Below are 15210 nucleotides of genomic sequence, written 5' to 3' on the forward strand. Positions count from 1 at the left end.
GTTTTCTATAGACAAAAAAACCCGGCCGAAGCCGGGTTTTTCAGATCCACTAAAATTATTTAATTTTAGCTTCTTTGTACACGACGTGCTGACGAACAACTGGATCGAATTTTTTCAGTTCCAGTTTTTCCGGCATCGTACGTTTGTTCTTCGTAGTGGTATAGTAGTGACCAGTACCAGCAGAAGAAACCAGCTTGATCTTCTCGCGAACACCTTTAGCCATGATTCAGTTCCTTAATACTTTTCACCACGGGCACGCAGATCGGCCAGAACCGCTTCGATACCCTTTTTATCGATAACACGCATACCTTTAGCAGATACGCGCAGCGTTACAAAACGCTTTTCACCTTCAACCCAAAAACGATGGGAATGCAGGTTTGGCAGAAAACGGCGTTTAGTCGCATTCATTGCGTGGGAACGGTTATTACCGGTCACCGGACGCTTGCCAGTAACTTGGCAGACTCGGGACATGTCTATTCTCCAAAAATCAAATCAGCTCGAGCTTCGTAGAAGGTGTTGGCCGCCTCGTCAGGCTCTAGAGCCCATCTCAGCAACTTCACTGAAAAGAAGACTCTGTCATCAGGGTAAACCTGCTGAGATAGGCTCTTAACGCCACACCCAAGATTCTCAAAGGTGGCGTAGTATACGCTCTGAAGCGTATGCGCTCAAGTCCCGAACAACTAAAGATCCCATAGGATCGCGGAAATATCTTTCAAATCCACCCTCGCTCGGCAAAAGAAACGTACTCACCACGCCCAATAACCAGGTGGTCGAGCACACGAATTTCCAGCAACTGGCAGGCCTGCACAATTTTTCCAGTGATGGATCGGTCGGCCTGACTGGGCTCCGCACGGCCAGATGGATGGTTATGTGCCAAAATCAACGCAGCGGCATTGGCTTTAAGCGCCTCACGCACAATTTCACGCGGATGCACCTCCACACTGCTGATCGTGCCAGCGAACATTTCCTGATGACGAATCACCCGATGCTGGTTATCCAGAAACATCACCAGAAAAATTTCTCGTTCATGATGCGCCAGCAGCAATTGCAAGTACTGCTGCGTCACTTCCGGATTGAGCATGGCGTCCTCCCGTGCCAGATGGGAAGCGAACAGCCGCCGGGCCAGTTCTGCTACCGCCTGCAACTGTGTGTATTTGGACACGCCCACGCCCCGTACGGTACAAAAGGTATCCTTGTCCGTCATCATGAGCTGATACAACGACCCAAACTGCACCAGCAAACTTTCCGCCAGTTGCATCACGTGCGTACCCGCAGCCCCGGTCCGCAGAAAGATCGCCAACAGTTCCGCATCGCTCAACGCCCCAGCACCCAGCGCCATCAGTTTTTCACGCGGCGCACACCCGTCATTCCATGCCATTGCCACTCTCCTTGCCGAACGGTGGCTTATCATCCCATGCACCCGACAAAGGGACGACAGGCCGATGTACGGGTTGCGAAGCGTTCCGCAATTTTCTCTGCATCAGGAAATGCGATACCTAACATTCCTCGACCTGCGGCACCTTATGATAAAATACAGCTTCTTTTCGGCTGACAAACGGATATAGCGATGACAGATTCTTCCAGTCTGCGCGGGCTTTCCGGCACGTTGCTTGTGGAAAAACAGCTTGCAGGAAAACATATCGTACTGGGTATCAGCGGCGGTATCGCCGCCTACAAATGCCCGGAACTGGTTCGACGCCTGCGCGACAGAGGTGCTGAGATACGCGTAGTGATGACGCCTGCAGCCAGCGCCTTTATCACGCCTTTGACGCTGCAGGCGGTGTCCGGCCATCCGGTATCGACCGACCTGCTGGATCCCGCCGCCGAGGCCGCTATGGGCCATATCGAGCTGGGAAAATGGGCTGATCTGGTGATTCTGGCCCCCGCCTCGGCAGACCTGATCGCCCGGATGGCGGCAGGCATGGCTAACGATCTGCTGACGACAGTCTGTCTGGCGACGGCAGCACCTATCGCCATTGCACCGGCCATGAACCAGCAGATGTACCGTGCCGCCGCCACACAGCACAATCTGGGCGTACTGGCTGCCCGCGGCACCTTGATCTGGGGTCCGGACAGCGGCAGTCAGGCCTGTGGCGATGTCGGCCCCGGCCGGATGATTGATCCGTTAGAAATTGTGGCGAGCGCCGACGCGCACTTCTCTCATGTCAATGATCTGCAACACCTCAGTGTTATGGTTACGGCAGGGCCGACGCGTGAAGCGCTGGATCCGGTGCGCTTCATCAGCAATCACAGTTCCGGGAAAATGGGATTTGCTATCGCCGCCGCCGCCGCCGCGCGCGGAGCTCGCGTGACACTGGTAGCAGGCCCGGTTAATTTACCAACACCGGATAACGTCACCCGTATTGATGTCATCAGCGCACAGGAAATGCATCAGGCCGTGATGCGTGAAGCGCCGCAGCAGAATATCGTGGTAGGGTGCGCCGCCGTGGCGGACTACCGGGCTCAGGCAATCGCCGATGAAAAGATCAAAAAGCAGGGTGATGAAATCAGTGTCACTTTGGTCAAAAATCCGGATATCATCGCCGATGTGGCCGCCATGAGCGAAAACCGGCCTTATGTTGTCGGGTTTGCTGCCGAAACCAGTAATGTGGAAGAATACGCGCGCCAGAAACTGGCCCGCAAACAGCTGGACCTGATTTGCGCGAATGATGTATCCCTTTCCGATCAAGGGTTTAATTCGGAAAACAATGCATTGCATCTTTTCTGGCCGGGCGGGGATAAGCGCCTGCCGCATGGCAGCAAACACCTGCTGGGCCAACAGTTAATCGACGAGATTGTCAGCCGCTATGATGAAAAAAATCGACGTAAAAATTCTTGATGCGCGTATCGGGCAACAGTTCCCGTTGCCAACTTATGCAACGCCGGGGTCTGCCGGGCTGGACCTGCGTGCCTGTCTGGACAGCGCGGTGGAACTGGCTGCGGGTGCAACCACGCTGGTGCCGACCGGTCTGGCTATCCACATCGGCGACCCGTCACTGGCGGCAGTAATCCTGCCTCGTTCGGGCCTCGGCCACAAACATGGTGTAGTACTGGGCAATCTGGTGGGCCTGATCGATTCCGACTATCAGGGCCAACTGATGGTGTCAGTCTGGAACCGCAGCAGCCAGTCTTTCACCATCGAACCCGGTGAGCGCATTGCCCAGATGGTATTCGTGCCGGTGGTACAGGCCGAATTCAATCTGGTTAACGATTTTGTCGACAGCGAACGAGGAGAGGGTGGTTTCGGCCATTCCGGCCGTCACTAATACACCACATCCCTGCCTCCCAGGAAAACTATAAAGCCACAGCGTGAATGCGACTGTGGCGCTATCTGGTGTTTGTCCGTCACATTTTTATCAAGGGTCTTTTCTGACATGGCAGAGAAAGAAAATACGAAAAGGAATCGCCGCGAAGAAATTCTGCAGGCGCTCGCGCAAATGCTGGAATCCAGCGACGGCAGCCAACGCATTACTACCGCCAAGCTGGCCGCTACTGTTGGTGTTTCGGAAGCAGCACTTTACCGGCACTTTCCCAGCAAAACGCGCATGTTTGACAGCCTGATCGAATTTATTGAAGACAGCCTGACCACTCGCATCAACCTGATTTTGCAGGATGAAAAAGACACCTTTAACCGGCTGCGGCTCATTTTGTTGCTGATTCTCGGCTTCGCGGAGAAAAACCCCGGCCTGACACGCATTCTCACCGGCCATGCATTGATGTTCGAGCAAGATCGATTACAGGGTCGTATCAACCAGCTGTTTGACCGAATCGAATCACAGCTACGCCAGGTGCTGCGCGAGCATAAGCTGCGCGGTGGCGAAGCGTTCCGCCATGACGAAACGCTGCTGGCCAGCCAGTTGCTGGCGTTCTGCGAAGGGATGCTGTCGCGTTTTACCCGCTCCGAGTTTCGTACCCTGCCCACGCAGGATTTCGACACCCGCTGGCCGCTGCTGGCTGCCCAGCTTCAATAACCGCACTGCGTGGCACATCGCCACGCCGCTTTCCACACCCTGAACGTTACACGCCGAACTGCGCACGATAGGCTTTCACCGCCTCCAGATGCCCGGCCATCTCCGGTTTCTCAGCCAGATAGGTAATCAGATCACCCAGAGTGATGATCGACGTAACCTTGCACTGGTAGTCGCGTTCCACTTCCTGAATAGCAGACAGCTCACCGCGACCGCGCTCCTGACGGTCCAGCGCGATCAGCACGCCCGCCAGCGTCGCCCCCTGCGCGGCGATAATCTCCATCGACTCACGAATGGCAGTGCCAGCGGTAATCACATCGTCCACCAGCATAATGCGGCCTTTCAACGGGCTGCCGACCAGGTTGCCACCTTCACCGTGATCCTTGGCTTCTTTACGGTTGAAGCAGTACGGCACATCGCGGTCGTGGTGCTCCGCCAGCGCCACCGCCGTAGTAGTAGCAATCGGAATGCCCTTGTAGGCAGGCCCGAACAAGACGTCGAATTCGACAGCGGCATCCACCAGCGCTTCGGCATAAAAGCGCCCCAGCAACGCCAGATCTCGCCCGGTGTTAAACAGCCCGGCATTAAAGAAATAGGGACTGATACGTCCAGATTTCAGGGTAAATTCACCGAACTTCAATACCTGTTTGCTGAGTGCGAATTCGATAAACTGGCGCTGGTAGGCTTTCATGACTTCCTCTCCTGTAACGACGGCGAATGGCGGGCACCCCACCACCCTGATGGCATAGCATAAAAAAATGATGGCACAAAAAAGCGACCACTGGGGTCGCTTTAAAAAATCAGTCGGCCAGTGCGGCCTTCTGCGCGTTGACAATATCTTCGATGCCCCGGCGCGCCAGCGCCAGCAACGACAACAACTCATCGTGGCTAAACGGTTCGCCCTCGGCGGTGCCCTGCACCTCGATCATACGGCCGTCTTCGGTCATCACCACGTTCATGTCGGTTTCCGCCGCGGAGTCTTCCACGTATTCCAGGTCGCACACCGCTTCACCGTTGACGATCCCGACCGATACCGCTGCCACCATGCCTTTCAGCGGGCTGGTTTTCAGCTTGCCGCTTGCCACCATGCCATTCAGTGCGTCAGCCAATGCCACACAGGCACCGGTGATGGACGCGGTGCGGGTGCCGCCATCGGCCTGCAACACATCGCAATCCAATGTAATAGTGTATTCACCCAGTTTGTTCAGATCGACCGCGGCACGCAGTGAACGCGCGATCAGGCGCTGGATTTCTAACGTGCGACCGCCCTGCTTACCTTTCGCTGCTTCACGGGCGTTACGGCTATGGGTAGAACGCGGCAGCATACCGTATTCTGCGGTAATCCAGCCTTGTCCCTGACCTTTCAGAAAACGCGGCACCCCTTCTTCCACCGTGGCATTACACAGCACCTTGGTATCGCCAAACTCAACCAGTACCGATCCTTCAGCATGTTTGGTGTAGTGGCGGGTTAATGTGAGAGGGCGAATTTGCTGGGCATTTCGGCCTGTTGGGCGCATGGCTCATCTCCGGGCAGGTTCATTAAATTGGCGCGCATTATACGGCCTTCCCCCGGCCCTGCCTACCGCCAGTCACGATTAAAAATTCATCAATTTTTTTCCGTTGCTCTCCGCCTCATTGCTGGAGAGCAACCACCCGGCCATGTAGAATGCGGGCATTGTCTATCTGCTGGCCGTTAATGCCCATGAGTGACCCAGCCTCTTCACCGACTTCACCGACGGTGCCCAACAAGAAAATCCCCTGGCAGCAGCAGGGAACAACGCCGGATTACCGCTTTTCGCTGGCTAACGAGCGCACATTTCTGGCCTGGATTCGTACCGCGCTGGCGTTTCTGGCCGGTGCCATCGCCATTGACCAATTTGCGCCTACGTTGGGGTCACCCGCTATCCGGGCAGGGGTTGCCGCATTTCTGGCTCTGGTAGCCGCGTTGCTGGCGTGGATGGCCTATCGACGCTGGGTCGACAATGAGCGGGCAATGCGTACCGGGCAAGCGCTGCCGTATACCCGTCTGTTGATTATCATCGCCAGTGGCGTGAGCGCCATTTCTGTCGCACTGGCCCTGATTATCCTGCTGTTGTAGCCACCATGACCCTCTCTGTCGATAACCCACCACGCGATCCGGGCTTGCAGCCGGAACGCACGCGGCTTGCCTGGTCGCGGACCGCGTTTGTGCTGTTGGTCAATAGCGTACTGCTGTTGAAAACCGGCTCGATGAAAAGCCAGCCGCTGATGCTGGTTATCGGGCTGTTGCTGCTGCTGATGACACTGATTACCTATATTTGGTCACGCCTGCGGTTGCGAACTCTGCTGCGCAGCGGCTCCCCCTGTACCCGGCAATCAGTGTGGATGATGCGACTACTGATGCTGACAGTAATAGTAACCGCACTGAGCCTGCTACTCCGGCTGGCGGTCTTCTACACGTAATCCAGAAGCGCTTTCCTGCCGATGTAAAAGATTTTGATCTACCTGTTTTGGCATAACCCACTGGTATACCCTGCCGACATATAAATACAATATTCTTTATATAACAATTAGTTAATCAATTAATACCCTATAACATCAGGTTATACCCATCCCATAAACAAGCATTCGTCAGAAAAAAAGCATCGTGAAATAGTCTTAGACATCACCTTTATGCAACGACTATGCAACCACGGATAAGACATTATGCTGATTCCACAACCTTACCTGCTTTTTCTTGGCGACGTGACCGACCCGCTGGCGGTGAAAACGGCGCGCGGCATTCATACCTGGCGCCCCGAGCAGTGCGTAGGGCAGTTGCGCCTGCCAGGCAGCACGGTATCGCTGGGACTGGATGACCTGGATATTCCATCTGCCGTGGCGCGCGGTGCCAAAACGCTGGTGCTGGGCACCGCCAACGCGGGAGGGTTTCTGCCTCCACACTGGCTGGATACCGTGCGAGCCGCTATCGAAGCCGGTATGAACGTCGCCAACGGCCTGCACCAACGGCTGACTGACGTCCCCGGTTTACAGGCGCTGGCAGAACAGCATCAGGTACAGCTGTTTGATATTCGCCACCTGCGCCCGGAACTGACCGTCGGCAGCGGCAAAAAACGCAGCGGCAAACGTGTGCTGACCGTCGGCACCGACTGCTCGGTCGGGAAGATGTACACCTCGCTGGCGCTGGAATCCGCCATGCGCGCGCAGGGTCTGAAAGCCGATTTTCGCGCCACCGGCCAGACCGGTGTGCTGGTGGCTGGTGACGGTATCGCCATTGACGCGGTGATCGCCGACTTCATCGCCGGTGCGGCGGAAGCGCTGTCTCCAGCCAACGACGATGACCACTGGGATATTGTCGAAGGCCAGGGATCGCTGTTTCACCCGTCCTATGCCGGGGTCACCACTGGCCTTATTCACGGCGCACAGCCGCACTGGCTGGTGATGTGCCACGAAATGGGTCGCCCGCACATGCGCCATCTGCCCCATCAGCCGATGGTGGAACTGGACGACTGTGTAGACGCCAACCTGCGCGCCGCCCGCGTCACCAATCCGGACGTGCAACTGGCCGGTTTCGCCATCAACACCTCCAACTATGGCGAACAGGAAGCCCGCGATTACTGCCGGGGTTTAAGCGAACGCTTTGGCGTGCCAGCCACCGACCCGATCCGCTTCGGTATCGATGACATCGCGACGCTGCTGAAAACCCGAGGGTAAGCCCATGCGACAGATGCAAATCGAAACCGTCGAACTGCCGCTGGCTCGTCCTTTCGCCATCTCTCGCGGCACCCGCACCGCGGTCACGGTGGTGCGCGTTACGCTTGAAGAGCGTGGCTTTATCGGCCGGGGGGAATGCACCCCCACTGCGCACTATCAGGAAACCGCCGACAGCGTGACCCGCCAGTTGGAAACCGTGCGTCAGGCGGTGGAAAACGGCATCGACCTGGAAGCATTGCAACAACTGTTGCCGCCGGGCTCCGCCCGCAACGCGCTGGACTGTGCGTTATGGCGGCTGAACGCCGCGCTTGCCAGACAGACACTGTGGCAGCACCTCGCCATTGCGCCGCCGCAGTCGATCATCACCGCCGAGACACTGAGCCTCGACAGCGTGGAAAACATGGCGAACGCCGCCAAAGACGCGGTGTCGCGCGGCGCGTTGTTGCTGAAAATCAAGCTCGACCAGGAACAGATTCTGGAAAAAGTGGCGGCGATTCGTCAGTCCGCCCCCAACGTGACACTGATTGTGGACGCCAATGAAGCCTGGGGTGGACTGGCGCTGGAACCGTTGTTGCGCCAGCTTGCCGCGCATCGCATCGCGATGGTGGAGCAGCCCTTACCCGCCGGGCAGGACAGCGCGCTGGCAACGTTTGAACACGCCATTCCGGTGTGCGCCGACGAAAGCTGCCATCACCGTGGCGATATCGCTGGCCTGCGTGACCGCTACGACATGATCAACATCAAGCTGGACAAATGCGGCGGGCTGACCGAAGCGCTGGCGATGGTGGCACAAGCACGCCAGCACGACATGCGCATCATGGTGGGCTGTATGCTCGGTTCCTCGCTGGCGATGGAAGCAGCCATGCCGGTGGCGCTGGCCGCTGAGCACGTGGATCTGGATGGCCCGATCTGGCTGGCGGCGGACAGTTCGCCATACCTGACGTATAACCTCGGCCGCATCTGGCTGTGACAAAACCTACCGGAGTGACGATGACGGATACCACCCTAACCGCAATCCCTGCTGCAACCGCGTCCGACCTGGCGCCGCAACCGGTGCTGGAGATCGATGACCTGAGCGTGAGCTTCAGCGGCCGCTCCGGCACCCATCTGGCGCTAAAAGGCGTCTCTTTCAGCCTCAACAAAGGGGAAGTGGTAGCCGTGGTCGGCGAGAGTGGCTCCGGCAAGTCGGTCACCTCTCTGACCGTCATGGGGCTGTTGGCCGCCTCCGCCCGTATTGAACGCGGCGGCATCCGTTTTACCGCCCGCGACGGACGCCACCACGACCTGCTGACCATGAAAGAGGATGCCCGCCGCACGTTACGTGGCCGCGATATGGCGATGATCTTTCAGGAGCCAATGACCTCGCTCAACCCGGTGCTGAAAGTGGGTGACCAGCTCACCGAAGCGCTGCTGGATCACCAGATGTGCGACGCGGCCAGCGCCGACAGCAAGGCGCGCGAGTTGCTGCGCAAGGTGCGCATCGCCGACATCGACCGGGTGATGAACAGTTACCCGCACTCGCTGTCCGGCGGGATGCGGCAGCGGGTGATGATAGCCCAGGCGCTGGCCTGTGACCCGCAATTGCTGATCGCCGACGAGCCTACCACCGCGCTGGATGTGACGGTGCAGGCGCGCATCCTGCAAATCCTGCGTGACCTGCAACGCCAGAGCAACATGTCGGTACTGTTCATCACCCACGACATGGGCGTGGTGGCAGAAATCGCCGACCGCGTGGTGGTGATGTACCGTGGCGAGGTAGTGGAGCAGGGAACGGTAGATGCCATTTTCAACCGCCCGCAGCACGACTACACCAAAGCGTTACTGGCAGCGGTGCCGCGACTGGGTGACATGCGCGACAGCGCCTGGCCCCGCCGTTTCCCGCTGCTGGGGCAGCAAAGCGCCGCCCCGGAACCGGACCATACCACCGCACGTTATGACGCGCCGCCGCTGCTCGATATTCGTGGCCTGAAAGTCTATTACCCGATACGCAGCGGCATTCTCTCCTCCGTCACCCACCGGGTCCATGCGGTGGAGCAGATCGACTTCGCCGTGTGGCCGGGCGAAACGCTGGCGATTGTCGGCGAATCCGGCTGCGGCAAATCCACCACCGGGCGGGCCTTGCTGCGTCTGGTAGAAAGCCAGACCGACAGCCTGCTGTTCGACGGGCAGGAAATCGCCAGCCTGCGCGACCGCGACTTCCTGCCGCTGCGCTGCAAAATGCAGATGGTGTTTCAAGACCCGTATGCCTCGCTCAACCCGCGCCTGACCGTCGGTTTCACCATCGCCGAGCCGCTGCTGCTGCACGGGCTGGTGAAATCGCTGGAAGACGCCACGCCGCAGGTGCAGGCGCTGCTGAAAAGCGTCGGCCTGCAACCGGAACACGCTCAACGCTATCCGCACGAATTTTCCGGCGGTCAGCGCCAGCGTATCGCCATCGCCCGCGCGATGGCGCTGCAACCGCAGGTGATCATCGCCGACGAGGCGGTATCCGCGCTGGATGTGTCGATTCAGGCGCAGGTGGTCAACCTGATGATGGATTTGCAGCAGAAAACCGGTGTGTCGTGGATTTTCATCTCCCACGACATGGCGGTGGTGGAGCGCATCGCCAACCGCGTGGCGGTGATGTACCTCGGTCAGATCGTGGAAATCGGCCCACGCCAGTCGGTATTCAACAACCCACAGCATCCATACACCCGACGCCTGCTGGCTTCGGTGCCGATCGCCGACCCTGGCCGCCGCTATGCGCGCGAGCTGGACGACAGCGAAATCCCCTCGCCGCTGCGCAAAGCGAACGAGGTGGTGGAGAAAGCCCGTTACCGCGAAGTTGCCCCGCACCACTGGGTGAGCGAAGCCGGGTTCGTGCAGCAGTAAACCGTTGTCAGTTTGACAGTAATAAACAGCAGTACCGTCCAACACCAGGGACACCTCACGTCACCGTGAGCGATAACAAACCGTCATACACGAACGGTTAATTAAACCAAAAAAACAAAAAGTTAATAAAAGCAGCAATCACAACCAGCAACACACACCATTTACAGGAGACACCATGAAACCGTTACTATCCGCAGTAACTTCACGCCGTTCCGCTGTCGCTCTTGGGCTGTCATTGTGTCTGGCCGCTGCGGCTCAGGCACAGGATCTGCGCATTTCTATGTATGCCGATATCACCGGGCTGGACCCGCACGATACCTCGGACACCCTGAGCTACTCCATCCAGAGCGGGATCTTCGAGCGTCTGTTCCAGTTCGACAACCAGATGAAACTGGTGCCGAAGCTGGCTACTGGCTACACCGGTAACGCCGATGCTACCGAATTCACTATTACCCTGCGCGAAGGCGTCACCTTCCAGGACGGTACGCCGTTCAACGCTGATGCGGTAAAAGCTAACCTCGACCGTCTGGCCGACCAGACCAAAGGGCTCAAGCGCAACAGCCTGTTCAATATGATCAAGAGTGTCACCGTGCTGTCGCCGACACAGGTGAAGATCGAGCTGAACAAATCTTTCGGTGCCTTTATCAACACGCTGGCTCACCCCTCGGCAGTGATGCACAGCCCGGCAGCGCTGAAACAATACCCGGACGAAACCCAGCTGCGCGTGCACCCGGTCGGCACCGGCCCGTTCAAGTTCTCCGAATGGCAGCAGGGTAAAGACGTCAAGCTGGTGAAATACGACAACTACTGGCAGAAAGGCTGGCCAAAAGTCGACAGCGTGACCTTCTACCCGTCGCCGGAAGACGCCACCCGCGTCGCGGCGCTGAAATCTGGCCAGTCTGACGCCATCTACCCGCTGCCGTCCGATCTGGTAAAAACCGTTGAAGACGACGCCAAGTTGGCTATCCAGCGCGACCCGAGCATCTATCTGTACTACATGGCAATCAACACTCAGCACGCGCCGCTGAACGACGTGCGTGTACGTCAGGCGTTGAACTACGCCATCAACCGTACCATCTGGCTGAAAGTCGGCTTTGCCGGTATGGGCTTGCCCGCCGCGTCCGCCATGGCACCGCGTGTCCAGTTCTTCACCAGCCAGAGCGAGCCGAACTACAGCTATAGCCCGGCCAAAGCCAAAGAACTGCTGAAAGAAGCCGGTTATGAGAAAGGGCTGGAGCTGAAACTGTGGACCACCAACACCACCGCCGCAGTACGTAGCGCCCAGTTCTTCAAACAACAACTGGAGCAGGTTGGTATCAAGGCAACCGTCACCCCGATGGACTCCGGCGCGCGCAACGAAAAACTGTGGGGCGTGAAAGACCCGAAACAGGCCGAGTTTGACCTGTACTACGGCGGCTGGTCGCCGTCCACCGGCGATGCCGACTGGGCGCTGCGTCCGTTGTTCGCGACAGAATCCTGGGTGCCGAAAGCCTACAACGTCTCTTACTACAGCAACCCGGACGTGGACAAAGCCATCATGGCCGGTCTGGCGACGGCAGATAACGACAAGCGCGCCGCCGCTTACGCCGATGCACAGAAGCTGATCTGGAAAGACGCTCCGGTGGTATTCCTGGGTGTACCGGACAACCTGGTGGGCAAAGTGAAAAATCTGTCCGGCGTTTACATGCTGGCTGACGGTTCGCTGGTCTTCGATCAGGCTGAGTTCAAGTAATCACACAGGGGATCGCCATGTTTGCTTATATCGTCCGACGTTTGCTGGAAATGATCCCGGTGTTGCTGGTGATCTCCCTGTTGGTGTTCGGTTTTATCAAGCTGTTACCGGGTGACCCGGCGCGGATCTACGCCGGCCCCGACGCCCCCATCGAGGCGGTGGAAGCCGCCCGTGAGCGTCTGGGGTTGAACGATCCGTTGCCGCAGCAGTACCTCAACTGGCTGGATGGGCTGGTGCATGGCGATCTCGGCATCACCTACCGCACCCAGCAGCCGGTGCTGACGGTCATCCAGAAAAGTTTTATGCCGACGCTGTGGCTGGCACTGGCCGGTTTCGTCTGGTCGGTGATCCTCGGCCTGCTGATCGGCGTATTTGCCGCGCTCAAACGAGGCAAGTGGCAGGACTGGTCGCTGATGAGTCTGGCGGTGGGCGGTATCTCGATGCCGCCGTTCTGGCTCGGCCTGCTGCTGATCCAGTTCGTCGCCATGCCGTTCGGCCTATTTTCAGTCAGCGGCTACAACAAGCCGACCGACATTATCCTGCCCGCGCTGACGCTGGGCGCGTCGGTGGCCGCCGTGATGGCGCGCTTTACCCGCTCTGCCTTTCTGGAAGTGATGCAGGAAGATTATGTCCGCACCGCCCGCGCCAAAGGGCTGCGCCAGCGGTTGATCGTCTGGAAGCACGTGATGCGCAACGCACTGATTCCGGTCATCACCATGCTCGGGTTGCAGTTTGGTTTTCTGCTGGGCGGCTCCATTGTGGTGGAAAGCGTGTTCAACTGGCCGGGGCTCGGCTGGCTGCTGATCGAATCCATCAAGACGCAGGATCAGCCGGTGATTCAGGCGCTGGTGATGCTGTTCGTGTTTGAATTTATCCTGATTAACCTGCTGGTTGACCTGCTGTACGCGGTAGTGAACCCGGCTATTCGCCTACGTTAGGAGCTGCGATGAACACTTCTCAAGAGCCGACCGTGGCGACCCCATCCGCCCTGAACGACAACGCGATTCGCTCACCGTGGCGCGATTTTCTCCATGCGTTCATCCGTAACCCGATGGCGCTGGCTTCCGGCGGTTTCGTCCTGCTGCTGGTCCTGGTGGCGGTGTTCGCTCCGTTACTGGCCCCCTGGAGCCCGATGGACCCGGATTGGATGGCGCTCGGTGCGGCACCGTCCACCAGCCACTGGATGGGCACCGACGATCTGGGCCGCGACGTGATGAGCCGCATTATTTACGGCGCGCGCATTTCACTCTACATCGGCATCGTCTCGGTCACGCTCGGTATGCTGGTGGGCATCGCCCTCGGTTTGCTGGCGGGCTATTATGGCCGTTGGATAGACATGCTGATCATGCGTGGCTGCGACGTACTGTTCGCCTTTCCCGGTATGCTGCTGGCGATCGCAGTGGTGGCGATCCTCGGCCCTGGCCTGAATAACGTGATTATTGCGGTGGCGGTGTTCAGCGTGCCGGTGTTCGCCCGTATCGTGCGCGCCTCCACGTTGTCACTCAAACAAGCGGCCTACGTTGAAGCGGTGCGGTGCGCCGGTGCGCCAGACCGGGTGATTCTGCTGCGTCATATTCTGCCGGGCACGCTGTCGAACGTAATTGTTTATTTCACCATGCGTATCGGCACCAGTATCCTGACCGCCGCAGGTCTGAGTTTCATCGGCCTGGGGCCAGAACCGGACGTCCCTGAATGGGGCAACATTCTGGCGATGAGCCGCAGCATGATGATGGCAGGACAGTGGCACGTCAGCGTATTCCCTGGTCTGGCTATCTTCTTCACCGTGCTGGCGTTCAACCTGCTGGGTGACGCGTTGCGCGATACGCTGGACCCGAAACTGAAAAGCTGAGCAAACACACCATGACACCTTATCAACAGGCGCGGCTGGCACCACTACTGCAACGCTGGCGCTCGGAACGGCAACTCGGCACGCCGCGTATGCCACCCGGCCCGTACAATCGCCTGAGCGACGTGCCTGGCGTGCGGGTCGGCCACCATACGCTGGCACAGGGTGAGATTCAGACCGGCGTGACCGCCATCGTGCCAAACAACGATAACCTGTTTACACAACCGTTACCCTGCGGTGCTGCGGTACTCAATGGCTTCGCCAAACCGGTGGGGCTGGTACAAATTGAAGAGCTGGGGCGATTGCAAACACCTATCCTGCTAAGCAACACCCTGTCGGTCGGCACGTTGTTTACCACGTTGGTACGCGACGCCATTGGCCGCAATCCGGAACTGGGCCGTAGCCTGCCGACCGTTAACCCGCTGGCGCTGGAGTGCAACGACGGCTGGCTCAACGATATTCAGGCGCTGGCAATAAGCGAAGAGATGGCGTACATGGCGCTGGATAACGCCACGGCCGATTTCGCCCGCGGCAGCGTCGGTGCCGGGCGCGGCATGAGCTGCTTTGCGCTCAAAGGCGGCATCGGCACCGCCTCCCGGCTGATTCCGGAACTGAACGCCACCCTCGGCGTACTGGTGCTGGCCAATTTCGGCACCCTCTCCGCCCTGACGCTGGACGGCGTACAGGTCGGCGAGGCGATCGCGCCGCTGCTGCCGGAACTGGCCCCTCAGCGCGATGCCGGTTCCATCATCATTATTATGGCTACCGACGCCGCGCTGGATGCCCGCCAGTTGACGCGCATCGCCCGTCGCGCTGGTGCCGGGCTGGGGCGGCTCGGCAGCTACTGGGGGCACGGTTCCGGCGATATCGCGGTAGCCTTTTCCACCCAACCCACACCGCAGCCACCGGAAGACGCGCAACTGGAGCCGCTACTGAATGCCGCGGCCGACGCCACCGAACACGCGGTGCTGGATGCCCTGTTGCAGGCAGAAGCCGTCACCGGTTTTCGCGGCCACCATCGCCCGGCCCTGACTCAGGTACTGGACCGTCTGGCACAAGATTTCGCATAACCGCCTGAGAACAGGCGATAAGGACGCTGA

The 15210-nt window shown here is 58.7% G+C and carries 17 protein-coding genes; 12 read left to right on the forward strand and 5 right to left on the reverse strand.

All coding sequences use genetic code 11. The features are described 5' to 3' along the window. Window positions 1-55 precede the first annotated feature (55 nt). From rpmG to radC, 3 genes are all read right to left on the reverse strand, one after another. Window positions 56-223: a 50S ribosomal protein L33 gene (rpmG, locus tag OB87_RS03360; RefSeq protein ID WP_012763802.1), complete on the reverse strand. Its 168-nt coding sequence runs from the start codon at window positions 221-223 to the stop codon at window positions 56-58. 11 nt (window positions 224-234) lie between these two features. Next, the gene (gene rpmB / locus OB87_RS03365; protein WP_012763801.1) at window positions 235-471 is read right to left on the reverse strand and encodes a 50S ribosomal protein L28; all 237 of its coding nucleotides are present in this window, start codon (window positions 469-471) and stop codon (window positions 235-237) included. A gap of 241 nt (window positions 472-712) precedes the next feature. Then, a complete protein-coding gene (gene radC, locus OB87_RS03370) occupies window positions 713-1378 on the reverse strand; it encodes a RadC family protein (protein ID WP_033568036.1) in 666 nt (221 codons plus the stop codon). Between the two features lie 189 nt (window positions 1379-1567). Here radC and coaBC point away from each other — a divergent pair, with 189 nt between their 5' ends. The 3 genes from coaBC to slmA all read left to right on the forward strand — a co-directional run bounded on the left by coaBC (window position 1568) and on the right by slmA (window position 3971). After that, window positions 1568-2839, forward strand: coding sequence for a bifunctional phosphopantothenoylcysteine decarboxylase/phosphopantothenate--cysteine ligase CoaBC (gene coaBC, locus OB87_RS03375; protein ID WP_050515620.1), 1272 nt, complete (start codon window positions 1568-1570; stop codon window positions 2837-2839). After that, a complete protein-coding gene (dut, locus tag OB87_RS03380; RefSeq protein WP_033568037.1) occupies window positions 2808-3266 on the forward strand; it encodes a dUTP diphosphatase in 459 nt (152 codons plus the stop codon). The genes coaBC and dut overlap by 32 nt, the downstream gene beginning before the upstream one ends. Before the next feature lie 108 nt (window positions 3267-3374). Further along, complete coding sequence (gene slmA / locus OB87_RS03385; protein WP_033568038.1) at window positions 3375-3971, forward strand: nucleoid occlusion factor SlmA; 597 nt, start codon at window positions 3375-3377, stop codon at window positions 3969-3971. A gap of 46 nt (window positions 3972-4017) precedes the next feature. On the opposite strand, the gene pyrE is transcribed toward slmA, so the two are convergent. Then, on the reverse strand, window positions 4018-4659 hold the full coding sequence (gene pyrE, locus OB87_RS03390) for an orotate phosphoribosyltransferase (protein WP_033568039.1): 642 nt from the start codon (window positions 4657-4659) through the stop codon (window positions 4018-4020). A 109-nt stretch (window positions 4660-4768) separates the two neighbouring features. After that, complete coding sequence (gene rph, locus OB87_RS03395; RefSeq protein ID WP_033568040.1) at window positions 4769-5485, reverse strand: ribonuclease PH; 717 nt, start codon at window positions 5483-5485, stop codon at window positions 4769-4771. A gap of 179 nt (window positions 5486-5664) precedes the next feature. On the opposite strand from rph, the gene OB87_RS03400 reads away from it, so the two are divergent. The 9 genes from OB87_RS03400 (at window position 5665) to OB87_RS03440 (ending at window position 15180) form a co-directional block, all read left to right on the forward strand. Further along, complete coding sequence (locus OB87_RS03400) at window positions 5665-6066, forward strand: YidH family protein (RefSeq protein WP_050515627.1); 402 nt, start codon at window positions 5665-5667, stop codon at window positions 6064-6066. Window positions 6067-6071: 5 nt separating this feature from the next. Then, window positions 6072-6410: a DUF202 domain-containing protein gene (locus tag OB87_RS03405; RefSeq protein WP_033568041.1), complete on the forward strand. Its 339-nt coding sequence runs from the start codon at window positions 6072-6074 to the stop codon at window positions 6408-6410. Window positions 6411-6653: 243 nt separating this feature from the next. Continuing rightward, window positions 6654-7661: an N-acetyltransferase DgcN gene (gene dgcN, locus OB87_RS03410; RefSeq protein WP_033568042.1), complete on the forward strand. Its 1008-nt coding sequence runs from the start codon at window positions 6654-6656 to the stop codon at window positions 7659-7661. Between the two features lie 4 nt (window positions 7662-7665). Then, window positions 7666-8631, forward strand: a complete 966-nt coding sequence (gene dgcA / locus OB87_RS03415; RefSeq protein WP_033568043.1) for an N-acetyl-D-Glu racemase DgcA — start codon at window positions 7666-7668, stop codon at window positions 8629-8631. Between the two features lie 20 nt (window positions 8632-8651). Beyond that, window positions 8652-10532: an ABC transporter ATP-binding protein gene (locus OB87_RS03420; RefSeq protein ID WP_033568044.1), complete on the forward strand. Its 1881-nt coding sequence runs from the start codon at window positions 8652-8654 to the stop codon at window positions 10530-10532. Window positions 10533-10707: 175 nt separating this feature from the next. Further along, window positions 10708-12264, forward strand: a complete 1557-nt coding sequence (locus OB87_RS03425; protein ID WP_033568045.1) for a glutathione ABC transporter substrate-binding protein — start codon at window positions 10708-10710, stop codon at window positions 12262-12264. Between the two features lie 17 nt (window positions 12265-12281). Further along, complete coding sequence (locus tag OB87_RS03430) at window positions 12282-13202, forward strand: ABC transporter permease (protein WP_033568046.1); 921 nt, start codon at window positions 12282-12284, stop codon at window positions 13200-13202. Window positions 13203-13210: 8 nt separating this feature from the next. After that, the gene (locus tag OB87_RS03435) at window positions 13211-14113 is read left to right on the forward strand and encodes an ABC transporter permease subunit (protein ID WP_033568047.1); all 903 of its coding nucleotides are present in this window, start codon (window positions 13211-13213) and stop codon (window positions 14111-14113) included. Between the two features lie 11 nt (window positions 14114-14124). Then, on the forward strand, window positions 14125-15180 hold the full coding sequence (locus OB87_RS03440; RefSeq protein ID WP_033568048.1) for a DmpA family aminopeptidase: 1056 nt from the start codon (window positions 14125-14127) through the stop codon (window positions 15178-15180). Window positions 15181-15210 lie beyond the last annotated feature (30 nt).

The organism is Dickeya undicola, from assembly GCF_000784735.1.
Lineage (GTDB): Bacteria > Pseudomonadota > Gammaproteobacteria > Enterobacterales > Enterobacteriaceae > Dickeya > Dickeya undicola.

Excerpts from the sequence above, each read along its gene's own strand:
- rpmG (WP_012763802.1), bottom strand. The coding sequence starts at position 223 with ATGGCTAAAGGTGTTCGCGAGAAGATCAAGCTGGTTTCTTCTGCTGGT.
- OB87_RS03420 (WP_033568044.1), top strand. The coding sequence starts at position 8,652 with ATGACGGATACCACCCTAACCGCAATCCCTGCTGCAACCGCGTCCGAC.
- radC (WP_033568036.1), bottom strand. The coding sequence starts at position 1,378 with ATGGCATGGAATGACGGGTGTGCGCCGCGTGAAAAACTGATGGCGCTG.
- OB87_RS03435 (WP_033568047.1), top strand. The coding sequence starts at position 13,211 with ATGAACACTTCTCAAGAGCCGACCGTGGCGACCCCATCCGCCCTGAAC.
- slmA (WP_033568038.1), top strand. The coding sequence starts at position 3,375 with ATGGCAGAGAAAGAAAATACGAAAAGGAATCGCCGCGAAGAAATTCTG.
- OB87_RS03440 (WP_033568048.1), top strand. The coding sequence starts at position 14,125 with ATGACACCTTATCAACAGGCGCGGCTGGCACCACTACTGCAACGCTGG.
- dgcN (WP_033568042.1), top strand. The coding sequence starts at position 6,654 with ATGCTGATTCCACAACCTTACCTGCTTTTTCTTGGCGACGTGACCGAC.
- OB87_RS03425 (WP_033568045.1), top strand. The coding sequence starts at position 10,708 with ATGAAACCGTTACTATCCGCAGTAACTTCACGCCGTTCCGCTGTCGCT.
- pyrE (WP_033568039.1), bottom strand. The coding sequence starts at position 4,659 with ATGAAAGCCTACCAGCGCCAGTTTATCGAATTCGCACTCAGCAAACAG.
- OB87_RS03405 (WP_033568041.1), top strand. The coding sequence starts at position 6,072 with ATGACCCTCTCTGTCGATAACCCACCACGCGATCCGGGCTTGCAGCCG.
- OB87_RS03430 (WP_033568046.1), top strand. The coding sequence starts at position 12,282 with ATGTTTGCTTATATCGTCCGACGTTTGCTGGAAATGATCCCGGTGTTG.
- dgcA (WP_033568043.1), top strand. The coding sequence starts at position 7,666 with ATGCGACAGATGCAAATCGAAACCGTCGAACTGCCGCTGGCTCGTCCT.
- coaBC (WP_050515620.1), top strand. The coding sequence starts at position 1,568 with ATGACAGATTCTTCCAGTCTGCGCGGGCTTTCCGGCACGTTGCTTGTG.
- dut (WP_033568037.1), top strand. The coding sequence starts at position 2,808 with ATGATGAAAAAAATCGACGTAAAAATTCTTGATGCGCGTATCGGGCAA.
- rpmB (WP_012763801.1), bottom strand. The coding sequence starts at position 471 with ATGTCCCGAGTCTGCCAAGTTACTGGCAAGCGTCCGGTGACCGGTAAT.
- OB87_RS03400 (WP_050515627.1), top strand. The coding sequence starts at position 5,665 with ATGCCCATGAGTGACCCAGCCTCTTCACCGACTTCACCGACGGTGCCC.
- rph (WP_033568040.1), bottom strand. The coding sequence starts at position 5,485 with ATGCGCCCAACAGGCCGAAATGCCCAGCAAATTCGCCCTCTCACATTA.